Source organism: Hyphomicrobium sp. 2TAF46, from assembly GCF_052114865.1.
Taxonomy (GTDB): Bacteria; Pseudomonadota; Alphaproteobacteria; order Rhizobiales; family Hyphomicrobiaceae; genus Hyphomicrobium_B.
Genome location: NZ_JBFRFO010000003.1, coordinates 42,217 through 68,306, shown reverse-complemented (window position 1 = coordinate 68,306; position 26,090 = coordinate 42,217). Strand labels below are relative to the sequence as shown.

General features: G+C 60.4%; 17 protein-coding genes and 1 riboswitch. Of the genes, 11 read left to right on the top strand and 6 right to left on the bottom strand.

The window, feature by feature from the left end:
• Positions 1 to 2: 2 nt before the first annotated feature.
• The 3 genes from dusA to AB4Z24_RS07040 form a co-directional block, all read right to left on the bottom strand.
• A complete protein-coding gene (dusA, locus tag AB4Z24_RS07050) occupies positions 3 to 1,007 on the bottom strand; it encodes a tRNA dihydrouridine(20/20a) synthase DusA (protein ID WP_441706936.1) in 1,005 nt (334 codons plus the stop codon).
• 114 nt (positions 1,008 to 1,121) lie between these two features.
• Positions 1,122 to 1,820, bottom strand: coding sequence for a hypothetical protein (locus AB4Z24_RS07045; RefSeq protein ID WP_441706934.1), 699 nt, complete (start codon positions 1,818 to 1,820; stop codon positions 1,122 to 1,124).
• A 167-nt stretch (positions 1,821 to 1,987) separates the two neighbouring features.
• A complete protein-coding gene (locus tag AB4Z24_RS07040; RefSeq protein ID WP_441706932.1) occupies positions 1,988 to 3,904 on the bottom strand; it encodes a hypothetical protein in 1,917 nt (638 codons plus the stop codon).
• 392 nt (positions 3,905 to 4,296) lie between these two features.
• On the opposite strand from AB4Z24_RS07040, the gene AB4Z24_RS07035 reads away from it, so the two are divergent.
• The 3 genes from AB4Z24_RS07035 (at position 4,297) to AB4Z24_RS07025 (ending at position 7,267) form a co-directional block, all read left to right on the top strand.
• A complete protein-coding gene (locus AB4Z24_RS07035) occupies positions 4,297 to 4,761 on the top strand; it encodes a MarR family winged helix-turn-helix transcriptional regulator (RefSeq protein ID WP_441706930.1) in 465 nt (154 codons plus the stop codon).
• A 141-nt stretch (positions 4,762 to 4,902) separates the two neighbouring features.
• The gene (locus tag AB4Z24_RS07030; RefSeq protein ID WP_441706928.1) at positions 4,903 to 5,916 is read left to right on the top strand and encodes a helix-turn-helix domain-containing protein; all 1,014 of its coding nucleotides are present in this window, start codon (positions 4,903 to 4,905) and stop codon (positions 5,914 to 5,916) included.
• A 184-nt stretch (positions 5,917 to 6,100) separates the two neighbouring features.
• The gene (locus tag AB4Z24_RS07025; RefSeq protein WP_441706926.1) at positions 6,101 to 7,267 is read left to right on the top strand and encodes an extensin family protein; all 1,167 of its coding nucleotides are present in this window, start codon (positions 6,101 to 6,103) and stop codon (positions 7,265 to 7,267) included.
• A gap of 32 nt (positions 7,268 to 7,299) precedes the next feature.
• Here AB4Z24_RS07025 and AB4Z24_RS07020 read toward each other — a convergent pair whose 3' ends face one another.
• The 3 genes from AB4Z24_RS07020 to AB4Z24_RS07010 all read right to left on the bottom strand — a co-directional run bounded on the left by AB4Z24_RS07020 (position 7,300) and on the right by AB4Z24_RS07010 (position 15,055).
• A complete protein-coding gene (locus tag AB4Z24_RS07020) occupies positions 7,300 to 10,575 on the bottom strand; it encodes an O-linked N-acetylglucosamine transferase family protein (RefSeq protein ID WP_441706924.1) in 3,276 nt (1,091 codons plus the stop codon).
• A 97-nt stretch (positions 10,576 to 10,672) separates the two neighbouring features.
• Complete coding sequence (locus AB4Z24_RS07015) at positions 10,673 to 13,849, bottom strand: efflux RND transporter permease subunit (protein ID WP_441706923.1); 3,177 nt, start codon at positions 13,847 to 13,849, stop codon at positions 10,673 to 10,675.
• A gap of 15 nt (positions 13,850 to 13,864) precedes the next feature.
• Positions 13,865 to 15,055 carry an efflux RND transporter periplasmic adaptor subunit gene (locus tag AB4Z24_RS07010; protein WP_441706921.1) on the bottom strand — a complete coding sequence of 397 codons (1,191 nt, stop codon included), beginning with the start codon at positions 15,053 to 15,055 and terminating at the stop codon, positions 13,865 to 13,867.
• A gap of 287 nt (positions 15,056 to 15,342) precedes the next feature.
• On the opposite strand from AB4Z24_RS07010, the gene AB4Z24_RS07005 reads away from it, so the two are divergent.
• The 8 genes from AB4Z24_RS07005 to atzF all read left to right on the top strand — a co-directional run bounded on the left by AB4Z24_RS07005 (position 15,343) and on the right by atzF (position 26,035).
• Positions 15,343 to 15,957, top strand: a complete 615-nt coding sequence (locus AB4Z24_RS07005; RefSeq protein ID WP_441706919.1) for a TetR/AcrR family transcriptional regulator — start codon at positions 15,343 to 15,345, stop codon at positions 15,955 to 15,957.
• A 171-nt stretch (positions 15,958 to 16,128) separates the two neighbouring features.
• Positions 16,129 to 16,235, top strand: a riboswitch (guanidine-I (ykkC/yxkD leader).
• Positions 16,236 to 16,376: 141 nt separating this feature from the next.
• Entirely contained in the window at positions 16,377 to 17,441 is a 1,065-nt protein-coding gene (locus AB4Z24_RS07000; RefSeq protein ID WP_441706917.1) for a putative urea ABC transporter substrate-binding protein, read from the top strand.
• A gap of 38 nt (positions 17,442 to 17,479) precedes the next feature.
• On the top strand, positions 17,480 to 18,298 hold the full coding sequence (locus tag AB4Z24_RS06995) for an ABC transporter permease (RefSeq protein ID WP_441706915.1): 819 nt from the start codon (positions 17,480 to 17,482) through the stop codon (positions 18,296 to 18,298).
• Positions 18,295 to 19,134: an ABC transporter ATP-binding protein gene (locus AB4Z24_RS06990; RefSeq protein ID WP_441706913.1), complete on the top strand. Its 840-nt coding sequence runs from the start codon at positions 18,295 to 18,297 to the stop codon at positions 19,132 to 19,134. Before AB4Z24_RS06995 ends, AB4Z24_RS06990 begins: the two co-directional genes overlap by 4 nt.
• A gap of 115 nt (positions 19,135 to 19,249) precedes the next feature.
• Positions 19,250 to 19,984, top strand: coding sequence for an urea amidolyase associated protein UAAP1 (locus AB4Z24_RS06985; protein WP_441706911.1), 735 nt, complete (start codon positions 19,250 to 19,252; stop codon positions 19,982 to 19,984).
• Positions 19,981 to 20,628, top strand: coding sequence for an urea amidolyase associated protein UAAP2 (locus AB4Z24_RS06980; RefSeq protein WP_441706910.1), 648 nt, complete (start codon positions 19,981 to 19,983; stop codon positions 20,626 to 20,628). The genes AB4Z24_RS06985 and AB4Z24_RS06980 overlap by 4 nt, the downstream gene beginning before the upstream one ends.
• Positions 20,629 to 20,633: 5 nt before the next feature.
• On the top strand, positions 20,634 to 24,251 hold the full coding sequence (gene uca, locus AB4Z24_RS06975; RefSeq protein WP_441706908.1) for an urea carboxylase: 3,618 nt from the start codon (positions 20,634 to 20,636) through the stop codon (positions 24,249 to 24,251).
• On the top strand, positions 24,248 to 26,035 hold the full coding sequence (atzF, locus tag AB4Z24_RS06970; protein WP_441706906.1) for an allophanate hydrolase: 1,788 nt from the start codon (positions 24,248 to 24,250) through the stop codon (positions 26,033 to 26,035). Before uca ends, atzF begins: the two co-directional genes overlap by 4 nt.
• Positions 26,036 to 26,090: the final 55 nt, after the last annotated feature.

The following is a 26,090-nucleotide window of genomic DNA, read 5'->3' as shown; positions in this document are numbered from 1 at the left end:
TCCTACGCCGCGTCCGATTGGTCGTCGCGGCCGTACCCGTGCTCGGCGAGAGCGATCGCATCCTCCAACACGCCGATCGTTGCCAATGCGTTCGTCGCGCGCTCGCTGAGCAGGCGGCGGAATGCACGGCCGCGCGGCTGACCATGATAAAGGCCCAAGACGTGCCGCGTGATGTTTGACAGCCGGCCGCCGTTGCGCATGTGCTCGGCCGCGTAGGGAAGCAGGCTGGACAACGCTTGCCCTCTTCCCGGCACAACGTCGTTATCTCCGAAAATCCTCTGATCGACGTCCGCAAGGATGTAAGGATTTTGATAGGCGGCGCGGCCGAGCATGACGCCGTCGACGTGCTCGAGATGGCGGCAGGCATCGTCAAGCGTCTCGACGCCACCGTTGATCACGATGGTGAGTTCGGGGTGCTTCGCCTTCAGGCGGTACACGCGCTGATAATCGAGCGGTGGAACTTCGCGGTTCTCTTTCGGCGATAATCCCTTCAGCCAAGCCTTGCGCGCGTGCACGATGAACGTGCTGACGCCGGTTGCTGCCACGACGTCGATGAAACGCTGCAGGTCGGCTTCTGCGTCCTGATCGTCAATGCCGATGCGGCATTTGACGGTGACAGGCATTGATTGGCTGTTGCGCATCGCTGATACGCATGCGGCGACCAATTCAGGCTCCGCCATCAGGCAGGCGCCGAAACGCCCCTCCTGAACGCGGTCCGACGGGCAGCCAATGTTGAGATTGATTTCGTCGTAACCGAGGCCCGCGCCAATGGAGGCCGCTTCCGCGAGCTTTGCCGGATCCGAGCCGCCAAGCTGCAGAGCGATCGGGTGCTCGATGGCCGAGAAGCCGAGCAAGCGTTGGCGATCGCCGCGGATGACGGCGTCGGCGGTGACCATCTCCGTATAGAGAAGCGCGCGCTTCGTCAGCCCACGGTGGAAGACGCGGCAATGCCGGTCAGTCCAGTCCATCATGGGGGCCACAGAGAATCTATGGGCTTGGTATTGCAAACCGGATCCTGCTTTCAGCGGGCATCAGGCGCTTGCCCGCGGCCACGCGCGCGTAACTCGCACCCCGGAATAGTGCGGCTTGGCTGGCTGTGCAATGCGTTATGAACGTCTCTACTATGGCTGTGGGGCTTCTCCGCTTTTGGCGGAGCGCCCTGTCGTCGAATAAAGCGGAAGCGTTCCAGTCTGGAAAGCACGCGCGTCGTATTCGCGCAGCTCCATTGCGAACTTCACCTGCGCGGGACCACCCCGAAGAATATGGTCGAGAGGTCCGAAATCGTTAACCTCTGCCTGATCGAGCACCAGACGGAAGTTGTAAGAGCCAGGCTCGCGAATGAGCTGATCGGGCTTTTGGGCCGGGCCGTTCGTGTAGAATAGAACCGTCTGCGTCTTGCTTGACTTGCCGGACAGTGGGATCGGCGCGAATGGTTCAAAACCGTTGGCGCGGGCTTTATCCATCGTCCACCTGCCGAGATCGGCGGCGTAGAAGCGTTTCGTGTCGCCGGTCTTGGGGTTTGTCACTTCGAGATCCATCGACAGGATCGTGCCGGTGCGGCCCCCATCGTTCAGGAGCGTGACGGGCACCTCAATGACCTCGAAATTAGTGTTGTTGTAAGGCGAGCTGAATTGGATGACAGAGGGCACAAAGACTTTGATATCCGGAGCCTTGAGAGAGCTTTCCCAAAGGCTGTAGCCGGAGAAGACGAGCGCCAGCACCGAGATCATTGCCGAAAGCGTGCCGCGGCTGTGTCCGGATGACGGGCTTGCATCGCTTTCCAAGCCGTCAACTGCCAGCTCGTGTTGAGCCTTCGCCATATCCGACATCCCCCAATCTCAAGTCCCCGCGGCAAGCAACCAGCATGCTCGACGGACGTCAAGGCACGTCGGGAGGATTGCGATCTCTATTGTGTCTTTCAAACGCGCTCAAACGCGCTCTGCGGCCATGAGCGCGCTTTTGTCACTTTTTCTTCATTAGGCGCCGCCTATGGCGATGCCTTTACGGTCGAGCCGACGACGGCTGCCACTGCTTTTGAATCTTTAGGGCCGGGATCGCGATCAGAAGGTTCGTCGGTCGTGCCCGGAGCGTTCTCGATTTCGCTCAGCCATTCGGCCGTTCGCGTGAAATCGGGATCGGCCGTGAACCGTTCGCTCGGCGCAAAACCTTCGGAACGACTGATGGCCTGCGCGATGAGCTTGCGAAATTCCGGAACGTCGAAATACGACGCGTGCACAAGTTCCTTCCACGTGAAGTAGGTGCTGATGGCGGTGTCTGCCGTATGGGAGGGAACTGCGAACCTGATCTGTCCGATGGCACGGCGAAACTTGGCGATCGACAGGCTCGCGGCCGCATTGCTGTAGTCGGTGATAATGTCTGCGACCGCCGCCGGGAGCCGGGGCAACGATTTTTCGACCCACATAGGACGATCCAGCGCTCCTATAGCGACCTCGCCCGCTGTGTCGTTGCCGTAGGCGGCGCGCTTCACCTCGGCATTCGTGATGCCGTTTAAGAACTTGCTCGCGACGGCGCTTATGAATGTCGCCAGGGCTTGAATGACAACCATCAGGAGAAGTGCCACGACTCCCAAGATCGCCGGCACGATGATCGCGGGGACGAACAACGACCAGAACCAACGCTTGCGCCGATCCTGCAAATCAGCGGCTCCGAGGGCCCAGGAAAGCTCGTCGGTCACCACATGAAGCAGTAGCCCGCTGTTGATCGAGAGATCGTGTCCGCCGCCGCACAACGTGCCGCTGGGGCAAGGCTGCCCCCCGGCTTCGAAGAAGCGCCTCTTGAAGCGAATGCCTCGCTCGATGGCGTCGAGGTTTGGATATTGCGCCTCGAGCGCCTCGCGCTTTTCACGATACTGCTGCCAGGCCGCCTTGCGGTCTTGGGGTGGTTGTACGGGCGCGCCGCTTTCCGTCGTCACCTCTTGGCCATCACCCTTGCGTGCAACGACGAGCTGGTTGCGCAGCGCGGCCAACGCCGCTTCGGCCTCGGGCGATGCGTTCGCATCGTAAATTTCCGTTTTGAGCCATTCCGCTATGCCAACCATCGCGGGAGGCGAAAACAGGATCAAAAAATAGATCATCGGCAGGGTTATGACGGATAGAAGAGTGATCGACGAAACCGCGAACGACTTGTCGAAAAATTCGAGGCGGGCATCGGGCAAGAGCGCGAGGCCCTGAATGGCTTCGTCTTCGGGATGAGACAACGGCAGCCAGCGCGCCCCGAAGTTGTTTTTCGCGCGTCTCGTTATTCGAGAATGGTAGCTTAGCAAGCTCCGGCTATCGAGCCAGTGTAGCACTATATAGAACGTGAGCGCAGGCAGGCTGGCGAGGACACCGGTTGCGATCCATACGCGCGGAAAGGTATTTCCGAAGAGCGTACGCTCGTTGCCGAGCTGGGTCGCCAACACGTAGACGATGAACATCAACAGCAGCATCATCGATGCGACGAAGATGACCTTGCGCATCAAGCTCAATCTCGTCAGCAGAAAAACCTCTTTGCGCAATTTGAGAAATGGCGTGCCGACGGTGATCCAGCGCTTCAGGTTCGCGAGAGGTCTCTTGCGTGCGGCGCTTTCGAGCAGCGCATCGGAGAGGATCGAGCCGCCGTGGCTATGGCCTATGAGGCAATAGGGCTCACTTTTGGCCTCGAGCTCGCGCATGAACCTGGTAAGCCGCTCGCCTGCGTCGCGCCGTTGGGTCTCGCTATTATCTCCCGCCCAGGGAAAAGGCACAAAGTTCAGCTCGCCGTCACGCGCGTCGATGAAATCGTGCATCTCCTTTTCGAAGACGCTTCCCTTTTCCCACCATTGCAACTCAGGCGGGGGGCTACCGTCAGGATTCGCCGCCGTCGGACCCGCGAACGTGCCGTGCACCGCAATAATCGTTGCCAAAGCCCCCTCCTCCGTCCTCACGCGACGGTCCCAAACCCATTCACCGGGGTCGTGAGCCGCGATTACGAATTCCGCATGACGTCCCTATGCCCGAACGGCGGCGGATGATGCCGCATCCCATCAACGGTGGCATCAGGCAAAATCTCAGGCGTCACGAATGTTTGCCTATGTGGCCTTGCTGCTTTGCGCAACGACGGGCCACTTTGCCTCGCATCGAGAATAGGCAAGCGCGTCTCTGTGATCGTTTGACGCGTCTTCGACCTTATCTCCCGCACATCCGACTTTCATACCCACACCAGAAGAGACGGCGCCGACTGAAAGCTGTTTTCTTCACTGAGTATTTGCGTGCTGACCAACTCACGCGCATACGAAAACCAAGGAAAAGATCTTCAATGAGTCAATCGCCGTCCACGAATCCCCAGCGCTCGGTCATCCATCTTCTTCGCCGCGTTGATCAGTGCGCTGCTCAGCTTTATACGACCGAAAGTGCCGACAACGATCTCACGCTCCGGCAGCTTGCGATCCTGACGGCGATCTCTCGTCAGGAGAACCTGAGCCAGACCGATCTCGTCGCGATGACCGGGATCGACCGCTCTACCGTAGCCGGCATCGTTAGCCGTCTGCTTCGCAAAGGACTTCTGGAACGCAAGCGTTCGCCACTCGATGGCCGGGCCTACTGCGTCCGTCTGTCAAAGCGCGGCCAAAAGGCCGTTTCCGGCGCCGACCGTCTTTACTCGCGCGTAGAAAAGAAGCTTCTCGCATCGGTTCCGGCAGCGGAGGCGTCCAAGTTCGTTTCGACCTTAAAGACGATCCTCTCGGCGCACGCTGACGATGAGCAAACCGGAGCGTCTGCGTAACTTTCGCAAGTTTGCCTGCCATATACCTGCCATATATAGGCCGCCCACATTAATCGTAGAATGTTGGGCGGCCTTTTAGACTTTGCAATTGACGTGTCGCGATTGCCACCTATCTTACATATTGGTAAGGGGTTGAGGGCTATGCTACGCACGCCAGTTGACTGGGCTAATTCGTCATCAGACGAGTTGGCCGAGTATTCCATCCACACATCCGATGTGCATCCGCGCGACCGATTCCAATATTGGTTTGAGTCGACGCGACGCGTTTTTGGGCCCTACGAAAACCGCCCAAACCAGCGGGCGCGTTTCGAAGGAGACTTGCGCTATCTCACGATGCCTGGGATGTCGCTCATTATCTACCGTTGCAACGGCATGCGGGCATGGCGCACAGAGCGTCAGGCCAACCTGTTCGGCGATCTCGTCCATATCACCGTCCCCCTCTTCGGCTCAGTGAAGCTCAGGCAGGATGGCCGAGAGGCTGAACTGGAGACCGGAGACCTCTGTCTCATCGATGCCGGAAGGGCATCTACGCTTATTCAATCGTCGCAAGCCCGTTGTCTTGTCGTCGAATTTCCGCGGCGCGAGTGCGAGGCTCGTCTCGGGCCGCTCACCCGGTGGACGGCGCGGTGTGTCAGCGGCAAGCAAGGAGGCGGCGCGCTCGCATCGACATTCGCAAGACAGCTTCCCGACCAGCTTTCCTTCATGAGCGGTCCGTCACAGGCCGAGATCGCTCGGCAATTCCTAGATCTCGTCGCCTTGGCGGTGAAAGAAATCGAAGGCGCTGCTTTTTCCCATTCGTCGGCGCGGCTTGCATCGCTGCTTCGTCTCAAATCCGTGGTCGATGCCAACCTGACGAACTGCAATGCAACATGCGAAGAGCTTGCCACGGCGGCAGGTATTTCGGTTCGGTATGCCAATCAGTTGCTCGAAGCTGAGCAGACATCGCTGCAGAAATTGCTGTTCAATCGGCGAATAGAAAAATGCCAGGCGGCACTTTCCGACCCTGCCCAAGCCCATCGCCAGATCAGCGATATCGCGTATTCTTGGGGTTTCGGCGACGTTTCGCACTTCGGCCGCCTCTTCAAGGCGATGGCCGGCATGACGCCGCGCGATTACAAAAAGTTCAACCTCAGCGCGTTGACGAAATCTGAATAAATTCCTGCTAGCGATCTGTGATCGCGGAACCATACGCCCGTCATTTTGCTTTTCTTTTGCTTCGAGACCATCTGTGGTCAAATTTCGGGTCTAAATTTTAATCTTCATGCGCGCGGGCGCATTGTAAGGGTAAGCAGCTTGTAGGTCCGTCTTGAGCGCGCAACAGGAATTGTTAGCCCGTGTCATGGCGCTTCGATCGAAGGCCATAGCCAAGGCGCATCGCTTGGCCGTTCGCTATTCCGTCATTCTCACCCGCGTTGCTTTTCTCGGCCTTTTGCTGCTTCCGCTGATCGAGCCCAACAGCTTCTCTATCATTCGCGCCGGCCGCGTGACGTTGCCGCTGGAGACAGAGTTGCATGCGCGATCGGAGGTTGGCGCTGCGGCCCCTGAAATTGCGCCGGGGGTTACGGCCGAAGCCGACCAACCGCCCTCCGAGGCAGACGTTGAATCGGCATCAACGAGGGCAGCCGACAGCAAGGTCCCCACCTTGCCGCCGGTAGATATGCCGACGCCTCTGTTGCCTGCGCAGCCGGCCGAACCAAATGCCTCGCCGGCAGAGCCCGTGGCGCCGGACGGAAAACCCCTTCCACCTTCAAAGCAGGCGGCTCGGCCGTGGACGGATGCCGAAATCGCGGACGCGAAGGCTGAGTGCGGACGGCTGCTCGCCAATATCACTGCCGTAACGGAAGAACTTCCTCCCGCGCGCGAGGGAATTTGCGGAGCGCCTGCGCCACGCGAACTCAGGAGCGTCGGTGAGGGCAAGGTGAAATTTGAACCGCCCGCCACGCTCAATTGCCCGATGATTGCCGGGCTCGCCACTTGGATAAACGACAAACTGCAGCCAGCTGCCCAGCAGAGCTTCGGTTCGCCCATCGCCCGGGTCATCGGCGCATCCTACTCATGCCGGAATCGCTATGGGCTTGCGCGCGCACCGCTGAGCGAGCACGCGCTGATGGATGCCGTCGACATTGCGGCGTTCGTTCTCGCCGATGGCAAGGTCATCCGAATTTCCAAGGGATGGGGTCCAACCGCGGCGCAACTGAAACGAGCAGCTGCGAAGGCGAGCGAACCTCCAACTGTCAATAAAGTCAAAGGCGAAAAATTACTCGTCTCGGCTTCGAAGCTCGGCGCCAACGACATTGCGAAGCACGGCGAAGACAAGCCAAAATCGCCAGAAGCGGAGAAGGAAGCCGCCGCGAAATTAGCCCTGTCATCGTTTCTGCATCATGCGCACGATAGCGCCTGCGAGATCTTCGGCACCGTACTCGGCCCTGACGCCAACGACGCCCACCACGATCACTTTCATCTCGATATGAAAGTGCGCCGGCAACAGACTTCGCTGTGTGAATAAATAGGTGCGCGCGAACTGCCGGTTCCGGTGCGTCAAATCTTAAGTGCGATGACGTCCATGGAGCTGCGATGGCGCTCGCCGATGTCGTATTCGGCAAACCTGAAGCCTTCCGCCTCGAGCAGCTGCACGAGCCGCGCTCGCGTAAAGTGATGGTAGTGCTCGATCTCCGCCCAATACGGGTTGGTGCCCGTTGCATCAAGCGCGCGCCAGACGATGGTGTCGCGGTTGAGCATTGATAGGAAAAGCGCGCCCCCGCGCTTCATCCTTTGATTGACGGAACGAAGCATCGCCGCGGGAAAAGGCGTTCTATCCAGGACGTCGACCAAACTGACGACACTGAAACGTTCCTCGGCGGCAAGAGCCTCGATGTCATGATGCGCCTCGTATCCGAATTTCTTCAGCTTGGTAACGCGTTCGACGTTTGCATCGACGCCAACGGGTGAAAATCCCCATTCGGCTGCCGTGAAAAGGAGCGATGCATTGGCGAAGCCGACGTCCAGCCAGTCGCCTTGCGGCATGTGCCGAGCCACGCGCGCGACGGTTTTCGCTGACACCTTGCGCTGGTTTTCAGCATCCTTTCCGACCTTCTGCTCCGCCTTCGCGGCCGGATAGATCAGCTCCTGGCCCTCGGGCGTCAGATATCCTTCCGTAAAGACGTGTGCGCACGATCCGCAACGGCACCATTTCAGCATCGTCGGGAGTATCGAGTTGTAGGACGGATGGTTCGTTATCCGTGCCTCCTGTGCGTGCGAAATATCGCGGCTCTCGCAAAGTGGGCAGGCATCGTAAATTGCCCTCGGCCCTTGGCTCTCCGGCTTTGGCATTTGCGAGGGCGCCGACGTGCGGTCGTTTTCAACGATTGCAAATGCCCGTGGCGCTTCGCTGGATCGCATGATTTCCACCATCTTCTCAAACGAGGCTTCGAGGTTGCGCGTGTAGCGCGTGGAGTCGAATAACGGCGCGGTATCTCTCATCGATGCGAGTTTGCGCCGAATCCGACCGAGCTTCTCCTTGTCTCGCGCGAGTTCGAGCGCCAGAGCGGTATAGGCGTCGAGGTCGGTGGTGACGAGTTCCGGCACGCCCATGGCCGTCAGGAGACTACCTGCGACGCGGCCGGAAAACGTTTCGCCGAGGCATGTCAGAACCGGCAATCCGGCCCAAAGGGCATCGCTCGTCGTCGTGTGTGCGTTACAAGGAAGCGCATCCAAAAAGAGATCGGCAAGGCGATGGCGGGCGAGATGTTTTTCGACCCTCATGCGTTCGGCAAAGACGAGCCGGCCTGGATCGATGCCACGGGCCGCTGCTTCCCGTCGCAAATTGCTGGCGCAGGTCGCGTTCGGTACGAGCAGCCACAGCACGGAACCCGGCACCTTTCTCAAAAGGTGCATCCAGACGTCGAACATCGTCGGGTTGAGCTTGTAGCTGTTGTTGAACGAACAGAACACGAAGGCATTTTCAGGCAGCCCGCAATCGGCGCGCGTTAGCGGCTCATCCGAGATTTTCCGCTGCCGGTCGTTCGGCTGATACGTATTCGGGAGGTGGACGATTTTTTCGGAATAGTCCGCCTGATGTTCCATCGGTGCAACGATGGCGTCGGCGACGATATAGTCGATGAAGTCGGCTCCCATCGTCCCTGGATAGCCGAGGTAGTTCACCTGGATCGGCGCCGGGCGATAGCTGAGAATTTCTGGACGTCCGTCCTTTGTATAGCCCTTGAGATCGATGAGGATGTCGATGGCATCGGCGTTGATTGCCGCGGCTACATCGCGGTGGGTCATCGGACCGATTTTCCGCACATGCTCAAACGCCTTCAGCATCCGCTGACGCATGGCGCTGCCATCCTCGGGACTGAAGCAATAACCGAAGATCTCGAAGCGCGTGCGATCGAGCTTCTCCAAGACTTCGGAGAACAGCATTGCTGTCGCGTGCTCGAAGAAATCACATGAGAGGAAACCGAGACGGATCCGCTGCCCAATGCCGAGACGATTCTGGTACGTCTTGAACCGCATCTGCTGCGGAACACCCATGGGCTTGATGTAGTTCTCAGCGGCTCTCCGTTGATCGGCGCGCGTCGCCCACAGCGAAATGAGCTGGAACGGCGCGATATGCATCGACCTCGTGCGGAAATTTTCGAGGCAGTAGCGCCCCTCCTCATCGACACCGGGCCAATCGCATTGAAAATGGAGGAGGTTCAGGTACTCGAAACGGTTGACGAACGCGTCAGGCGCGCATTCGAGGGATTTCTGAAAGGCGGCGTCCGCTTCATCGTAGCGCTCCATCGTCTTGAGCGTGATCGCCAGATTGTAATGCGCATGAGCGGACTTGGGATCGAGCTTGATTGCATGCTCGAATGCCTGGATGGCGCCCGTCTGCATGTTCAGCGACCTCAAGACACCGCCAACGCCGATGTAGGCATCGGCACGGTCCGGTTCGATCGCGAGACCGACCTGATAGCTCTCGAGAGCCTCCTGAATAAGCCCTCGCCCTTCGAGCGCGAGGGCCAAGTTGAAGTGGTAGTCGGCGTTATCGGGCTTGATTTCAACGGCGCGGCGGCAAAGTTCGATCGCTTCGTCAAATCGGCGATCCTGACGCAGACAGACGGCCAGCTCGTCCAGCCCCTTGGCGCGGTCATCGTCGTTTTTCGATGCCGTCTCGACGTCGGCGACGAGCGCCCCGATGGGACGCAGCGATGCCGCGATCCGGCGCTCGAGAACGCGCGCTTCCTCCAGGCTTGGATCGAGATCGAGGGCCCGGCGACAGCGTGCCGCCGCCGCTTCGGCCTGACCGGTCTTCAACATCAAGACGCCAAGACGGGTCAACACTGTGGGCTGATCGGGCTTCAGCTCGAGCGATTTGATATAGGCCGTCATGGCCTCGGATTCGTTCTCCACCACGGTGAGGAGGTTGCCCAAAACCGTGTAAACTTCCGAGTTACGCGGCTGCAGCGCCAGACATTCACGGCAAGCGGCAATCGCCTCTTGAGAACGTCGCATCTCGCCGAGGATGATCGCCAGATTGAGCCACGCTTCGTGGTAATCGGGCTGAACCGCAACGCTTCGCCGGATATAGTCGACCGCGTCGACCGTTTCCTGCCGCTTGTACGCAATCAGGCCCAGGTGGTGCAGGCTCGGTGCATGGGCCGGGAGTTGAGCGAGGACGCGGCGGTGGGCGGCCTCCGATTCCGCCAAGCGGCCGCTTTTGAGGAGTTCGACCGCCTGCTGATAATCCCGCATGACCCCGGGATTGCCTACGCGCTGTGGTGCCGTTCGCGACGTCGCAAGTGCCAGCCGCCGGTCTCTTCGGTTCATGTCGCAGTCCTGATTCGCATCGGCCAATGAAAAACGCCGGAGTCTGTTTTGACTCCGGCGTCATGTGCGAGGCTTGCGCGAACCTAAAGGGCGGCGTCTATTCCGCCGCGTGGAGCGGCGGTTCGTGCGATGGCTCCCCCGATCTGCGGCGGCCGAGGCCGGAGAGCCAGCGGCACACCACATAGAAGACCGGCGTGAAGATCAGACCGAAGAACGTGACGCCGATCATGCCGGCGAACACTGCCGTTCCGAGAGCCTGCCGGAGCTCGGCACCGGCGCCCACGGCCCAAACCAGCGGCACCACGCCGAGAATAAATGCGAGCGACGTCATAATGATCGGCCGCATTCTGAGCCGCGCGGCTTCGGTCGCGGCCTCGAATCGGGAACGGCCCTGAGCTTCGAGTTGCTCCGCGAATTCGACAATCAGAATTGCGTTCTTCGCGGCGAGACCTATGAGCACGATGAAGCCGACCTGGGTCAGGATGTTGTTGTCCATACCTCGGATGATGACGCCGCTGATCGATGCAATGAGACTCATTGGGACGATCAGGATGACGGCCAAGGGCAATGTCAGGCTTTCGAACTGCGCGGCGAGGACGAGGAACACGAACGCGACGCCCAGAGCGAAGGCGAAGATGGCCGTGTTTCCTGCGCGAATCTGCTGGTAGGCGAGATCGGTCCATTCATAGCTAAAGCCGGGCGGCAGCGTTTCGGCCGCCAGCTTCTGCATGATGTCGATGGCCTGCCCCTGCGAATACCCCGGGGCGGCCGAACCATCGAGTTCGGCTGCCGGATAGAGATTGTAACGGGGAACGCGCGCGGGCCCCGAAATATCGCTCACGGTCGTGAACGATCCGAGCGGAACGGCATCGCCGTTGGAATTGCGCACGCGTATGCTCAACGCATCTTTCGCCGTCAGGCGGTAATCAGCGTCGGACTGGGCGGTGACGCGGAAGGTTCGGCCGAGCAGGTTGAAGTCGTTGACGTAGATCGAGCCGAGGTACGTCTGCAGCGCGGCGAACACGTCCGGAACGCGGATGCCCAGCATCTGCGCCTTGACGCGATCAATGTCGAGATACAGCTGAGGCGTCGATGTCTCGAAGAGCGAAAACACCTGTCTCACGCCGGTGGTCTGAGCTGCCTTGCCCATCATCGCATTGACGGCAGCCTGCAGCGCTTGCGAGCCTGCGCCCGACCGGTCCTCGACCATCATGCGGAAGCCGCCGGAGCTGCCGAGACCGCGAACGGGGGGCGGCGCCACGACAAGCACCAACGCTTCCTGGATCTCCGAGAATTTCTTGAAAAGATTCCCCTGAATGGCCTTGGCTGACATGTTCGGATCTTTGGCGCGCTCTTCGAACGGCTTCAGCGTTACGAAAACCGCGCCCGCGTTCGAGGCGTTGACGCGTGTTGCACCCGAGAAGCCGACGATGTTGACGGCGTGGGCGACACCCGGAACGGTGAGCGCAAGTTCAACGACGCGCTTGTTGACGTCATTGGTCCGAGCCAACGACGCTGCCGGTGGAAGCTGCGTGATGGTGATCAGATAACCGCCGTCCTGGTCGGGGATAAAACCGATCGGCGTTTTGCGGAATTCATTCAGGCCGAACGCAATGAGCCCTGCGTAAAGGATCAGCATCAGCACCGAGAACCTGACCGCGCGGCCGGCCAGCCAGCCATAGCCTTGCGACAACCGGTCGAAGCTCCAGTTGAACAACTTGAAGAAGGCGCGGATCGGCCACGTGAGCGGGTTGTGGCGGTGCTCGGTCGAATGCGGCTTCAGCAGCAAAGCGCAGAGTGCGGGCGACAGCGTCAAGGAGACGATCAGCGAAATCACCGTCGCGCCGGCGATCGTCAGCGCGAACTGGCGGTAGAACTGGCCTGAGATGCCGGTGATGAATGCCGATGGAACGAACACCGCGCTCAAAACGAGCGCGATGGCGATGAGCGCCGTGCCCACCTCCTCCATGGTCCGGTAGGAAGCTTCTCTGGGGCTCAGTCCGTTCGCCATGTTGCGTTCGACGTTCTCGACCACGACGATCGCGTCGTCGACGACAATGCCAATCGCCAGCACGAGGCCGAAGAGCGACAGGTTGTTCAGCGAGAAGCCGAACATCGACATCAGGAAAAATGTGCCGATGAGCGAAACAGGGATTGCTACGATCGGAATGATCGCCGCGCGCCACGTCTGCAAAAAGAGCAGGACGACGATCACAACCAGCACGACGGCTTCGAGAATGGTGTGAACGACCGCATCGACCGACTGCTGAATGAAGTCGGTCGGATTATAGACGATGGTGTACTCGAGCCCCGACGGAAAGCTCTTCGACATTTCCGCCATGGCTTCTTTGATGTTCTTCGCGGTGTCGATGGCGTTCGAACCGGGCAGCTGGAAGATACCAAGTCCGACCGCCGCCTGCTTATCGAGGTACGAATTGATGCCGTAATCGAGGGCCGCCAACTCGACTTTCGCCACGTCCTTGACGCGAACGACGGCGTCAGCCGTTTGTTTGACGACGATGTTTCCGAATTGATCCGGATCTATCAGGCGCCCTTGCGTCTGTACCGTAATCTGGAACGCCCCCGGCTTTTCGAGCGGCGGCTGGTTGAGCACGCCGGCCGCAACCTGGACGTTCTGTCCCTGCAACGCCGCCACGACGTCGCTTGCCGTCAGCGCCAGCGATTGAAGGCGGTCGGGGTCAAGCCAGACGCGCATCGAATAATCGCGACCGCCAAAGACGGTGATCGAGCCGACGCCTTGGACGCGGGTGAGCGCGTCGACGATGTTCACGCTCGCGTAGTTCGAAATGAAAAGCGTGTCGCGCGAGTTGTCCGGCGACAGCAGATGCACGACCATCATGAGGTCGGGCGACGCTTTCGCCACCGTGACGCCGATGTTGCGTACGTCTGCGGGCAGTCTCGGCTGCGCTATGGCAACGCGGTTCTGAACCTGAACCTGCGCAATATCCAGATTGGTGCCGATATCGAAGGTGACCGAGATCGAGAAGCGGCCGTCATTCGTCGAGTTCGACGAAATGAAGAGCATGTGCTCGACGCCGTTGATCTGCTGCTCGAGTGGTGTCGCGACCGTGGCAGCGACGACCTCGGCGCTGGCGCCCGGATATTGCCCGGTGACGTTCACGACCGGCGGCGCAATCTCCGGATATTGCGCGATCGGCAGGCGCGTAACGGAGACCAGGCCGATAATCACGAACACAATGGAGATGACGGCCGCAAAGATCGGGCGGTCGATGAAGAAGTGTGAAATGCGCATTGGGACGGGCCGTTCTCAGTTGGTCCGGACCGTCTGGTCCTTCGGGTTGGTGGCGTCCGCAGCGGCTTGCTGCGGCGTAACCTTCGCGCCGGGTCTAATGCGCATCAGGCCATTGACGATGACGGTGTCGTCGGGAGAAAGGCCGGCCGTGATGACGCGAAGACCGTCAACCAACGGCCCGAGCGTGACGTACTTCGGCTTGGCAACGTTGTCGCCATCGACGGCATAGACGAATTTCCTGACCTGCTCGGTGCCGATGGCGGCATCGGGCACAAGCAGAGCCTCAGCCGGTTCGGAGGCCGCAAGTCTAATGCGGCCAAACATGCCCGGCGTGAGGCGGCCGTCGGCATTCTTGAAAACGGCCCGGCCGCGGATCGTACCGGACGACTTGTCGATGGCGTTATCGACGAAGTCGATCTGGCCTTGGTGGACGAAGTCTTTCTCATCAATCAGCTTCAGCTGAGCAGCCATGTTGAGGCCACGGCCCGAGCTGTCGGCAGCCTTTGACGAGGCAGCCTTGAGATAGTGGAGATACGATGCCTCATCCATCGTGAACTCGAAGCGGATCGGATCGACGGAGGCAATCGTCGCGAGCAGCGTCGTGTTTCCGGTGGTGCCGCCGGTGACGAGGTTTCCAACCGACACGCGGCGATCGCCGATGCGGCCCGCGATCGGCGCCGAAAGCTCGGTGAATTCCAAATCGAGCGTCATCTGCCTCGACGCCGCCTGCTGCGCGGTCAAATTCGCTTCAGCGACGCGCTTGGCCTGAAGGCGCTGGTCGAGCGATTGCTGCGTGATCGTCGTTCCGCGGACCAGACTTTCACCGCGCTCCAAGTCGGACTGCGCGAAGGCGACGTTCGCCTCCGCTTGCGCGATGGATGCTTTCGCTTGATCCACCGATGCCTGGAAGGGACGCCGGTCAATCGTAAAGAGCGGATCGCCGACTTTGACCATCTGGCCATCGGTGAAATGGATCTTGTCGAGGTAGCCGGAAACTCGCGCGCGCACTTCGACGAAGTCGAGCGCAACGAACCGCCCGACGTATTCATCGTAGTCTGAGATGACCTTCTTGGTCGGCTTCGCCACAGTAACCTGCGGTGGAGGTGGCGGCGCTGCTTGTGCCGCGGTTTTCTCTTCGCTGCACGCGGAAAGACCTGCCGATAAAGCCAGCAAAACCGCGGCGATTGAGGCGGACCGTTGAAACACGCGTGCTGTCTCCGTCATTTATGTTTGCTGTTGACGCACGAAGGAACCGATTGCGTTCCATATCGAGCGCCAGCGTTCAATTTGCGCCGGGCGTCAATTGCGTTCGGCGCACGTGATTTTTCGTTCTGACCCCACCTCAAGGGCGCGCGTGCCATATATGCCGCGCGCTGTAAGTACCGAATGACAGGGATGACAGAGTCATGTTACCCGATACCGACCGGTAACATACTGCTACCGATCGGTAACATTCTCGTCAAGAGCGCATAAGCACTGCGCGGGAGAAAGATTTGCGCAGCGCTGGCGGATCAGAGCTGATCTCAGAGGGGCAACGAGCTGCCAAGTCCCCACGGGAGCGGATTCTGATCGCGGCTCGTGACCTTTTCTACCGTCACGGCGTGCATGCTGTCGGGGTCGAGGCGATCGCAGACACCGCACTTACAAATAAGATGACACTATACCGGCACTTCGGATCGAAAGATGATCTGATCGTCGTCTACGTCCAACAGCTCGCAAACGAAGGCGACGACGTTCTCGATCGCATCCTCTCCGAAAATCTCGATAGTCCGCAAAAACAGGTCGACGCCTGGGTCAAGCACGTCGAAGACGTCCTGACGAACAAACTCGAACGCGGCTGCGCGCTTGCGAATGCGGCAGTCGAACTCGATACCGGCCACCCTGCCCGCGCCGTGATCGAAGCCTACAAGCAGCGAAAGCATGACCGGCTCGTCGGGCTTTTCCGGGCGGCACGATATAGCGACCCCGACTTGCTCGCAGATGAAGTCTTTCTTCTTTTCGAAGGCGCGCGGATCAGCATCCAATGCGGAGGCAAGGGTCCGGCGTTGCGCGTCGTCGGAATGCTGCGCGGGCTGCTCGCGTCGCGTCCTCGGCTGATCGAAGCCTAACCGCCGACGTGCATCGTTCCCGTGACGAGCATGCAGTTCGCGGGGAACAAATGAAACTGCCTAGCTACTAGGCGCTCAGCACAAGCGGCTGGCAGCGCAATCACCAACACCCGAAGAAATTCCAGCTTTTTTTGGCGAACACGCCTTGGCACGCCGCGTGCAAAGCATCGTGCATAACGCCTCTAGGGTTCCGGCTGCACAAGCGTCAGGTCCGAGAGAGGCTCTCCCGCCGCGCGTGACGCGTGGCGGAGCCACGGCGGGATAAAAGCCCGGGAGACCTACACCGCGAGATGCTTCGGCGCTCGAACGGACAGGCCTCCCTCCGCGCGCTCGTAGCGCGCTCATTCGAGGTCTTCCGCTCCTGTCTCGAAGCTCCTTGCGGCCGACACTGATGGTCAGCACGAGGATAGGGGTTGGCGATGCGCTCTTCCGTCAAGCAAGTTTTGAAAGCTGCGATCGGCCTCGCAGTCGTGACAGGGTTCGCCCTGTCGCCCGCACAGGCGGCCGAAAAGAAAGACTTCAAGGTCGCCTGGTCGATTTACGTCGGCTGGATGCCTTGGGGTTATGCGGCCGATTCCGGCATCGTGAAAAAGTGGGCCGACAAGTACGGCATCAATATCGAGGTCAAACAGTTCAACGACTACGTTGAATCCATCAACCAGTACACGGCCGGCTCGTTCGACGCGGTCACCGTGACGAACATGGACGCCCTTTCAATTCCCGCGGCCGGCGGCGTCGACACAACAGCGGTGATCGTCGGCGACTTCTCGAACGGCAACGACGCCGTCATTCTGAAGGGCAAGGACAAGCTCGCCGACATCAAGGGCCAGAACGTCAACCTCGTCGAGTTCTCGGTTTCGCATTACCTCCTCGCGCGCGGCCTCGAAAGCATCGGACTGGCGGAGAAGGACCTCAAGGTCGTCAATACGTCCGACGCCGATATGGCGGCCGCTTACAAAACGCCGGATGTCACATCCGTCGTGACGTGGAAGCCGATCGTCTCGACGATCCTTGAATCGCCTGATGCGAAGAAGGTCTTCGACAGCTCGCAGATTCCGGGCGAGATCATCGATCTCATGGTCGTCAACACTGGCGTGCTCAAGGACAATCCGAAGTTCGCCAAGGCGCTCGCCGGCATCTGGTACGAGACGCTCGCAACGATGAAAGACGGCACCAAGTCCAAAGAAGCGATGGCCAAAGCTTCGGGCACGGATCTCAAAGGCTTCGACGAACAGCTCGCGACGACGAAGCTCTTCGCCGATCCGAAGGATGCCGTGACCTTCACCACCGGCAAGGATCTGAAGACGACGACCGAACGCGTCTCCAAATTCCTGTTCGAGAAATCGCTTCTCGGCAAAGAGGCGAAATCCGACGGCGCGATCGGCGTCGAGTTCCCCGACAAAACGGTCTTCGGTGACAAGTCGAACGTCAAGTTCCGCTACGACGCGACGTTCATGAAAGAGGCGGAAGACGGCAAGCTTTAAGCGCCGCTTCTCTCAACGCACCGAAGGAAGGCGACCGCATGCGCGCTATCAACTATCGGCCGGACAAGACTTGGCGTCTTGCGCTCGCCTTCCTGCCATTTGCGTTGCTCTTACTGACCTACATCATCGCTTCCGACGTTCGACTGACCGAAAATCCGAACGACAAGCTTCTTCCGTCGTTTGCCAGAATGGGCGAAGCCATCGACGCTTACGCGATGAAGCCCGATCCGCGCACCGGCGATTATCTGCTTTGGAATGATACGTCAGCGAGCTTGACGCGTCTCGTCATCGGCCTCGCGATCTCGACGGCCTTCGCCCTGGTTCTCGGCATCGTTATTGGCTTGTTGCCGGTTATGGGAGCAACGCTTGGGCCGGTCGTGTCGGTGTTATCGATGGTGCCGCCACTCGCCTTGCTTCCCATTCTCTTCATCGTCATGGGGCTTGGCGAGGCTTCGAAGATTACCCTGATCGTCGTCGGCACTTCGCTCAAGCTCATTCGAGATATCGCACTTCGGGTCGCAGACATTCCGCGCGAGCAGCTCATCAAAGCACAAACGCTCGGAGCGTCGACGCCGCAGATCGCCTTGCGAGTCGTGCTGCCGCAAATCCTGCCGCGCTTGATTGATTCCGTCCGGCTGGAAATCGGTCCGGCGTGGCTGTTCCTGATCGCCGCCGAGGCGATCGCCGCCGAGTCCGGTCTCGGCTACCGCATCTTCCTCGTTCGCCGGTATCTCTCGATGGATGTGATCCTGCCCTATGTCGTGTGGATCACGATCTTGGCCTTCCTGATGGATCTCGGCCTCCGGCTTCTCCAGCGCAGAGCGTTTCCCTGGTTTGCCGAAGCGAGAACAGCATGAACGCGATCGTCTTCGACAGAGTCTGGAAGGAATACGGCGATCACATCGTGCTCGAGCAGATCAATCTCGAGATCGTGGAACGCTCTTTCGTGGCACTTGTCGGCCCATCGGGCTGCGGCAAGACAACGTTCCTCAGGATGCTGCTTGGAGAAGAGCGGCCGACGCGCGGAAGCATTCTCGTCGACGGTCTTCCGCTCAAGGCCGAACCCGACGCGGATCGAGGCGTCGTCTTTCAGCGCTATTCCGTCTTTCCGCATCTGACCGTGCTCGGCAACGTCATCATCGGCCGGGAGTTCGAAAAGGCCGGCGTCTTCGGCCGATTGTTCGGACGCGCGCGCAAGCAAGCCGAGGAAGACGCGCGCGAGCTTCTGTCGGCCGTCGGGCTTGCCGGTCAGGAGCAGAAATATCCATCAGCGCTTTCGGGCGGCATGCAGCAGCGGCTCGCGCTGGCGCAGGCGCTGATGCGGCGTCCAAAGGTGCTGCTGCTGGACGAACCGTTCGGCGCGCTCGATCCCGGCATCCGATCGGATATTCACGTCCTCATGCGACGCATCTGGAATGAATCGTCGCTGACCGTCGTGATGGTCACGCACGACTTGAGCGAAGCTTTCGAACTCGGCACGCGCATCATCGCTTTCGAGCGGCCGCGTAACCGGCCGGAGGAACTCGAGCGATATGGCGCACGACTCTCGGCCGACATCCCGACACCACCTCCGAGCGCGCCTGCGATCCCGACGGGCGCGACGATCACCAAGGATATCGAGATCTGGCCGAAGAAAGTTGCAGGGAGCCCGGGCGTTCTGACGCGTCACGGGCATTCTGCTCCGCGTTCCTAGGCCATCACGCTTGCCGCGAGGGACGACCTTCGACGGCATCTCGCTAACCCGGGACGGCCCGGACTGGCACGCAATCAGCGTTTTCAAAAGAACGCTTCTGCGTGGGGAGTTGAAAATGGGGAACCTGATCTACAGCGATACGCTGCCCGGGGGTAAGCACTGGTCGCTGCTCATGCGCCGAAACACTCGACTGCGGCTCACCGACGTCGAGGGCGGCGCCAACATCGGCATGCTGTTTTACAATCCGCAGAACCTACTCGAGCGTTACAACGCGCCCGATACGCTCAAGTGTCAGCACACGTTCAAGCTCACCGCCGGTCATTGTCTCTACTCGGATATGGGCCGCATTTTCTGTTCGGTCGTGTCCGACAGCTTCGGGTGGCACGATACAGTCAGCGGCAATACGACAAAGGCGATCATCGCGCGGAAGTGGGGTGAGAAGAGCTATCAGACGGCCCGCAACGACTGGCAGCAGAACGGTCACGACAGCTTTCTAGTCGAAGGCGCCAAATATGGACTGACCCGGCGCGATCTTGCTGCGAACGTTAACTGGTTCAGCAAGATCGCCGTCGCCGCCGACGGCACAATGTCGCTCGATACGACGGCGGCGAAGGCCGGCGCGCAGGTCGAGTTGCGTTTCGAGATCGATACCCTCGTTCTCTTTCACACCTGTCCGCACCCCCTGAACTTCGCGAACACCTACCCGAGGAAACCGGCGCAATTCGAAATAATCGAAGGACCGCCCGCGGCCATCGACGACCCTGCCCGGCTCTCGGCGCCCGAGAATGCGCGTGGCTTCGAGAACAATCGCATCTTCCTCGCGGGCTGCTGCGGAGATGCACACCAATGATCAAGGAAAGCACGCTGCGCGACGCCGACGCAATTTATCGCCGTGTCGTTCCGGCCGGCAATTATTGGATGCATGTCGTTCAAAAGGGTCAGACGCTGCGCCTTCTCGATCTCGAGGGCAATCAGGCTGCGGATACCCTGTTCTTCAATGCCGATGATCCCGGCGAACGATACTCCGCTTCCGACACCATCCGCGAACAGGGCAATATCTACCTCACAGCAGGATCTGTGCTTCTTTCCGATATCTGCCGTCCGATGCTGACGATCACGGCCGATACGGTCGGCCGCCACGACACGCTCGGCGGCGCCTGCGCGACGGAGAGCAACACGGTTCGCTACGCGCTCGAGAAGAAGTCGATGCACGCGTGCCGCGACAGCTACCTGCTCGCGATAGCCGAGAACGAGCAATACGGACTTTCAAAGCGCGACATCGGCCACAACATCAATTTCTTCATGAACGTGCCGGTGACGCCGGACGGAGGGTTGACGTTCGAGGACGGGCTTTCGGCGCCCGGCAAATACGTCGAGATGATTGCGCACATGAACGTCATCGTCCTGATCTCAAATTGTCCGCAGCTCAATAACCCCTGCAACGCCTACAACCCCACGCCGATCGAAGTTCTCATCTGGGGTAAGGGGAGCTGAAGCCGATGTTCCGCAAAGTCCTGATCGCCAATCGCGGCGCCATCGCCTGCCGTATCATCAGAACGCTCGACCGTATGGGAATTGCCAGCGTCGCCGTCTATTCCGACGCCGACAGGCATTCGATGCATGTCATGCAAGCCGGTGAGGCCGTCGCCATTGGCCCCTCCCCCGCTTCTGAAAGCTATCTGAAGTTCGATGCGATCCTCGACGCCGCAAAGAAGACCGGCGCGGATGCCATCCATCCCGGCTACGGCTTCCTGTCGGAAAATCCCGACTTTGCCGAAGCCTGCGAAACGGCCGGCATCGTGTTCATCGGTCCGAAATCGAAGCACATGCGTGCCTTCGGATTGAAGCACAAGGCGCGCGAGCTCGCGCTGCAAGCGAATGTGCCGCTGGCGCCGGGCTCTGGCCTTATTCGCGATGTCGAGCATGCGAAGAGCGAAGCCCAGCGCATTGGCTATCCGGTGATGATCAAGAGCACGGCAGGCGGCGGCGGCATCGGGCTGCAGCTCGTTTCGTCTGCGGACGACATCGCGCCGATGTTCGAGCGCGTCGAGCGTCTCGCGCGCAACAACTTCAAGGACGCCGGCATCTTCATCGAGAAGTACGTCGCGCGCGGCCGCCACATCGAGGTGCAGATTTTCGGCGACGGCCGGGGCAACGTCGTCTCGCTCGGCGAGCGTGATTGCTCGGCGCAACGGCGCAACCAAAAGGTCATCGAGGAAACCCCTGCGCCAAATCTTCCTGAGAAGACGCGTGCGGCGCTGTGGGAAACGGCGCGACGTCTCGGGCAATCCGTCAACTACGAAAGCGCGGGCACGGTCGAATATCTCTACGATGCCGAGACGAACGGGTTTTATTTTCTCGAGGTCAATACACGGCTCCAGGTGGAGCACGGCGTCACGGAGGAGGTCACCGGCACCGATCTCGTCGAGTGGATGGTGCGGCAAGCAGCAGGTGAACTGCCGCCTCTCGACCAAACTGCGATTTTGCCGAAAGGCGCATCGATCCAAGTCCGGCTTTATGCGGAAGACCCGGCACGCGATTTCCGGCCGAGCTCGGGGCGGCTGACCGAAGTTTCGTGGCCGCCGAGCGCTCGCGTCGAGACGTGGGTGCAAAGCGGCTCCGAGGTTTCACCGTTCTACGATCCGATGATCGCGAAGATCATCGTCAAAGGCGCGTCTCGCGAAGATGCGCTGGCACGCCTCAAATCGGCGCTCGATCAAACACGCATCGGCGGCCTCGAAACGAACCTCGATTATCTGCGCCAGCTCGCGGGCGCGACCGTGTTCGCAAATGGCGAAATGCTGACGCGGACGCTGCAGACGTTCGCCTATAAAGCGGACACCATCGAAGTTCTATCGCCTGGCACGCAGACGACGATCCAGGATTGGCCGGGACGCGTCGGCTATTGGGCCGTCGGCGTGCCGCCATCAGGGCCGATGGACGCGCTGTCATTTCGTCTGGCAAATCGCATCGTCGGCAACGAGGAAGGCGCAGCCGGGATCGAGACGACTCTCGCGGGGCCTTCGCTCAAATTCAACACTGATGCCGTGATTTGTCTCGCTGGCGCTGAATTGTCGGCAACGATCGACGGTGCGCCTGTCTCCTACTGGCAAGCCATTCAGGTGAAGCCCGGACAAGTGCTGAAGATCGGCGGCGTCAAAGGACCGGGCGTGCGTGCCTACATCGCCGTTCGCGGTGGCATCGACGTTCCGTCCTATCTCGGTAGCAAATCGACGTTCACGCTCGGCAAGTTCGGCGGTCATGGCGGCCGCGTCTTGATGACGGGCGATGTGCTCCATATCGGCAAGGACGCGACAAGCTTTGCTTCGGCGCGCCTCCCGGAAGATCTCAAGCCGCGCCTTGCCCATGCCTGGGAGATCGGTGTCCTCTACGGCCCCCATGGTGCGCCCGATTTTTTCGCACCCGAATACATCGATACGTTCTTCGCGAGCGACTGGGAGGTTCACTACAATTCTAACCCCACGGGCATTCGCCTGATCGGACCGAAGCCGGTCTGGGCGCGCACCGACGGCGGCGAAGCCGGACTGCATCCGAGCAACATTCACGACAACGCCTACGCCATCGGCGCGATCGATTTCACCGGCGACATGCCCGTCATTCTCGGGCCCGACGGCCCATCGCTCGGCGGTTTCGTGTGTCCGGTGACGATCATCCAGGCCGAACTTTGGAAGATGGGGCAGCTCCGGCCGGGCGACAAAATTCGCTTCGTGCGTCTCACTCCGGCAGAGGCCGCAGTGCGCCTCTCGAAACAGAATGCGGAAATTGCGACACTGAACTCCATCGCGGCGCCATCGTTTCCGCACGCGAAATGGGGCGCGGATGATTGCATCGTCGGCGGCCGCGAAGCATCGGGCGAGAAACCGCGCGTCATCTACCGGCGGGCGGGCGACGCCTACATGCTCGTCGAATACGGACCGATCATCCTCGATTTCACCTTGCGTTTCCGCGCTCATGCATTGATGGCGGCCCTTGAGGCGCGGAAGCTTCGCGGCATTATCGATCTGACGCCCGGCATTCGTTCGCTGCAGGTGCATTACGACAGCACGATACTGCCGCTCGAGGATCTCATCGCCGAGCTGTCGCGGATCGAGGATACGCTCGGAGACTTGAGCGACATCGAGGTTCCCTCCCGCATCGTGCATCTGCCGCTCTCGTGGAACGACGCAGCCGTGCAGAAGACGATCGACAAATACATGCAGGGCGTCCGGCCCGATGCGCCGTGGTGTCCTTCGAATATCGAGTTCATCCGGCGCATCAACGGTCTTGATTCGATCGAGGACGTGCTACGGATCGTTTTCGACGCGACGTATCTCGTCCTCGGTCTTGGCGACGTCTATCTCGGCGCGCCGGTTGCGACGCCGGTCGATCCGCGGCACCGGCTCGTGACGACGAAATACAATCCGGCGCGCACCTGGACACCGGATAACGTCGTCGGCATCGGCGGCGCCTACATGTGCATCTACGGTATGGAGGGGCCCGGCGGGTATCAGCTGTTCGGGCGGACGTGCCAAGTGTGGAATACGTACCGGACGACGGATGCATTCAAAGAGGGTTCGCCGTGGCTCCTGCGCTTCTTCGATCAGATCCGCTTCTATCCCGTTTCGAGCGAAGCGCTGCTGGCGTTCCGCGACGGCTTTCTCGAAGGACAGGCGAACGTCAAAATCGAGGAGACGACGTTTCGTCTTAGCGATTATCAGGCTTTCCTTCGCGATAATGCTGAGACGATCGGTGCGTTCAAGGCGCGTCAGCAGGCGGCATTCGAGGCCGAGCGGGCGCGCTGGCAGCAGGTTGACCAAGACGGTGCAGCAGCCTCATCGGATATCGGCGACGAAAAGGATGCTGCTTCGGTGTTGCCAGCCGGGGCCACCGCCGTCGAAAGTCCGGTGCCCGGAAGCGTCTGGAAAGTCCTCGTCGAGCCCGGAGCCAAGGTCGCCGAGGGCGAGACGCTGATTATCGTTGAATCCATGAAAATGGAGATGGCAGTGACGGCAACGCAAAGCGGTATCGTTCACGAGGTAAGGTGCGCCGAAGGCCGGCCGGTGGCGCTCGGACAGGCACTCGTGATTTTAAAGGAACATGCGGAGGCGACGGCGTGACCTTATCGCTCGACATCGCTCATCTCACCGCGCTCTACGAGCAAGGGAAAGCCACACCGGAAGCGGTCGTCGAAGAGGTCTTCGCGCGCATCGGCAAACGGGGCGTCTCGCCCGACTGGATTGCGCTCCGCGACAAGGCGAGCGTTCTCGATCGCGTCCGCCATGCACCGCGTGGCCCCCTTTACGGCATTCCGTTTGCGGTGAAGGACAATATCGATGTCGGCGGAATGCCCACGACATGTGCTTGTCCCGCGTTCGCCTATACGCCGGAGCGCTCGGCAACTGTCGTCGAGCGGCTCGAAGCTGCCGGCGCAATCCTGATCGGCAAGACGAACCTCGACCAGTTCGCGACCGGATTGAACGGCACGCGCTCGCCCTACGGCATTCCGACGAACGTCTTCAATGCGGACTACATTTCTGGCGGATCGAGTTCGGGATCGGCCGTCGCTGTCGCCGCGGGCCTCGTTTCGTTTTCGCTCGGCACCGACACTGCAGGTTCGGGTCGCGTCCCGGCGGCCTTCAATAACATCGTCGGTCTGAAGCCGACCAAAGGCATCATCTCGACGCGTGGCGTCGTGCCGGCGTGCAAGAGCCAGGACGCCGTCTCGATTTTTGCGCTCACCGTCGCGGATGCGGCCAAGGTTGCAGAGGCCGCCATCGCGTTCGACAAGGACGACTGCTACGCACGTGCGGACGCGCCGCCATTTGCGGTCGCGGAATTCGCGCGGCCGCTACGTGTCGGAATTCCCAACGCGCCGCTGTCATTCTTTGAAGATAGCGAGTACCAGCGTCTCTATCATCAGACGATTGATCGCCTCGCGGAGCTCGGCGCCGAGATCACGCCGTTCAACTTCGCACCATTTCGCGATACGGCTGCGCTGCTCTATGACGGTCCATGGGTCGCCGAACGCCTGTTCGCGGCCGACGATCTGAGCGAGAGCGATCTCAATCCCGTCGTCGGGGACATCATTCGAAGCGGAAAAAGCAAATCCGCCCTCTCGGTATTCGAGGGCTTCTATCGCCTGGCGGAGTTTCGCCGCGCTGCGGATGCAGAATGGAAACGCATGGACGTGATGGTGCTGCCGACGGCCGGCACGACGTACAAGATCGCCGACATGCTGGCCGATCCCATCCGGCTCAATTCCAACCTCGGCGCCTATACGAATTTCGTCAATCTGCTCGACCTGTCGGCGCTCGCCGTTCCGGCCGGCTTTCGCGATGACGGCATCCCGTTCGGCGTGACGTTGATCGGCCGTGCATTCGCCGACGGACAGCTCGCGGCGGTGGGCGACATGCTTCACCGCGCGCTCGATGGTGCAAAGCTCGGCGCTACGCAAGTGGCGTTATCCGGCGCGCCGCCCGTCACCACGGCGCGGCCCGTTAAGAAGCGAACGGTTCAGGTTGCCGTGGTCGGCGCACATCTCAGAGGCCAGCCTCTCAACGGCCAGCTGACGGAGCGCGACGCGGTCTATCGCGAAACGTGCCGTACCGCCAAGGGGTATCGGCTTTATGCCTTGCCCGGAACGACGCCGCCAAAGCCGGGCCTCGTCTTCGAAGGCAGCGGACCGGGCGGCCTTGAAGTCGAAATCTGGGAAATGGACGAAGCCGCTTTCGGCTCGTTCGTGGCGTTGATCCCACCGCCGCTCGGCATCGGCACCCTTGTTCTTGACGACGGCCGGCAAGTTAAGGGCTTCCTGTGCGAGGGCCATGCGCTTCGCGGTGCCGAAGACATCACCGAGTTCGGCGGCTGGCGGGCTTGGCTGACCCGGACCGCCGTTGCCTGACCCAGGGCAAGCTTGAAATAATATGCCGCAAATGCCGTGCTTTAGGTCGCCGACA

Coding starts and splice junctions, on each gene's coding strand:
- AB4Z24_RS07045 (WP_441706934.1), bottom strand. CDS start 1,820: ATGGCGAAGGCTCAACACGAGCTGGCAGTTGACGGCTTGGAAAGCGAT.
- AB4Z24_RS07035 (WP_441706930.1), top strand. CDS start 4,297: ATGAGTCAATCGCCGTCCACGAATCCCCAGCGCTCGGTCATCCATCTT.
- AB4Z24_RS07030 (WP_441706928.1), top strand. CDS start 4,903: ATGCTACGCACGCCAGTTGACTGGGCTAATTCGTCATCAGACGAGTTG.
- AB4Z24_RS07025 (WP_441706926.1), top strand. CDS start 6,101: ATGGCGCTTCGATCGAAGGCCATAGCCAAGGCGCATCGCTTGGCCGTT.
- AB4Z24_RS07020 (WP_441706924.1), bottom strand. CDS start 10,575: ATGAACCGAAGAGACCGGCGGCTGGCACTTGCGACGTCGCGAACGGCA.
- AB4Z24_RS07015 (WP_441706923.1), bottom strand. CDS start 13,849: ATGCGCATTTCACACTTCTTCATCGACCGCCCGATCTTTGCGGCCGTC.
- AB4Z24_RS07000 (WP_441706917.1), top strand. CDS start 16,377: ATGCGCTCTTCCGTCAAGCAAGTTTTGAAAGCTGCGATCGGCCTCGCA.
- AB4Z24_RS06995 (WP_441706915.1), top strand. CDS start 17,480: ATGCGCGCTATCAACTATCGGCCGGACAAGACTTGGCGTCTTGCGCTC.
- AB4Z24_RS06990 (WP_441706913.1), top strand. CDS start 18,295: ATGAACGCGATCGTCTTCGACAGAGTCTGGAAGGAATACGGCGATCAC.
- AB4Z24_RS06985 (WP_441706911.1), top strand. CDS start 19,250: ATGGGGAACCTGATCTACAGCGATACGCTGCCCGGGGGTAAGCACTGG.
- AB4Z24_RS06980 (WP_441706910.1), top strand. CDS start 19,981: ATGATCAAGGAAAGCACGCTGCGCGACGCCGACGCAATTTATCGCCGT.
- uca (WP_441706908.1), top strand. CDS start 20,634: ATGTTCCGCAAAGTCCTGATCGCCAATCGCGGCGCCATCGCCTGCCGT.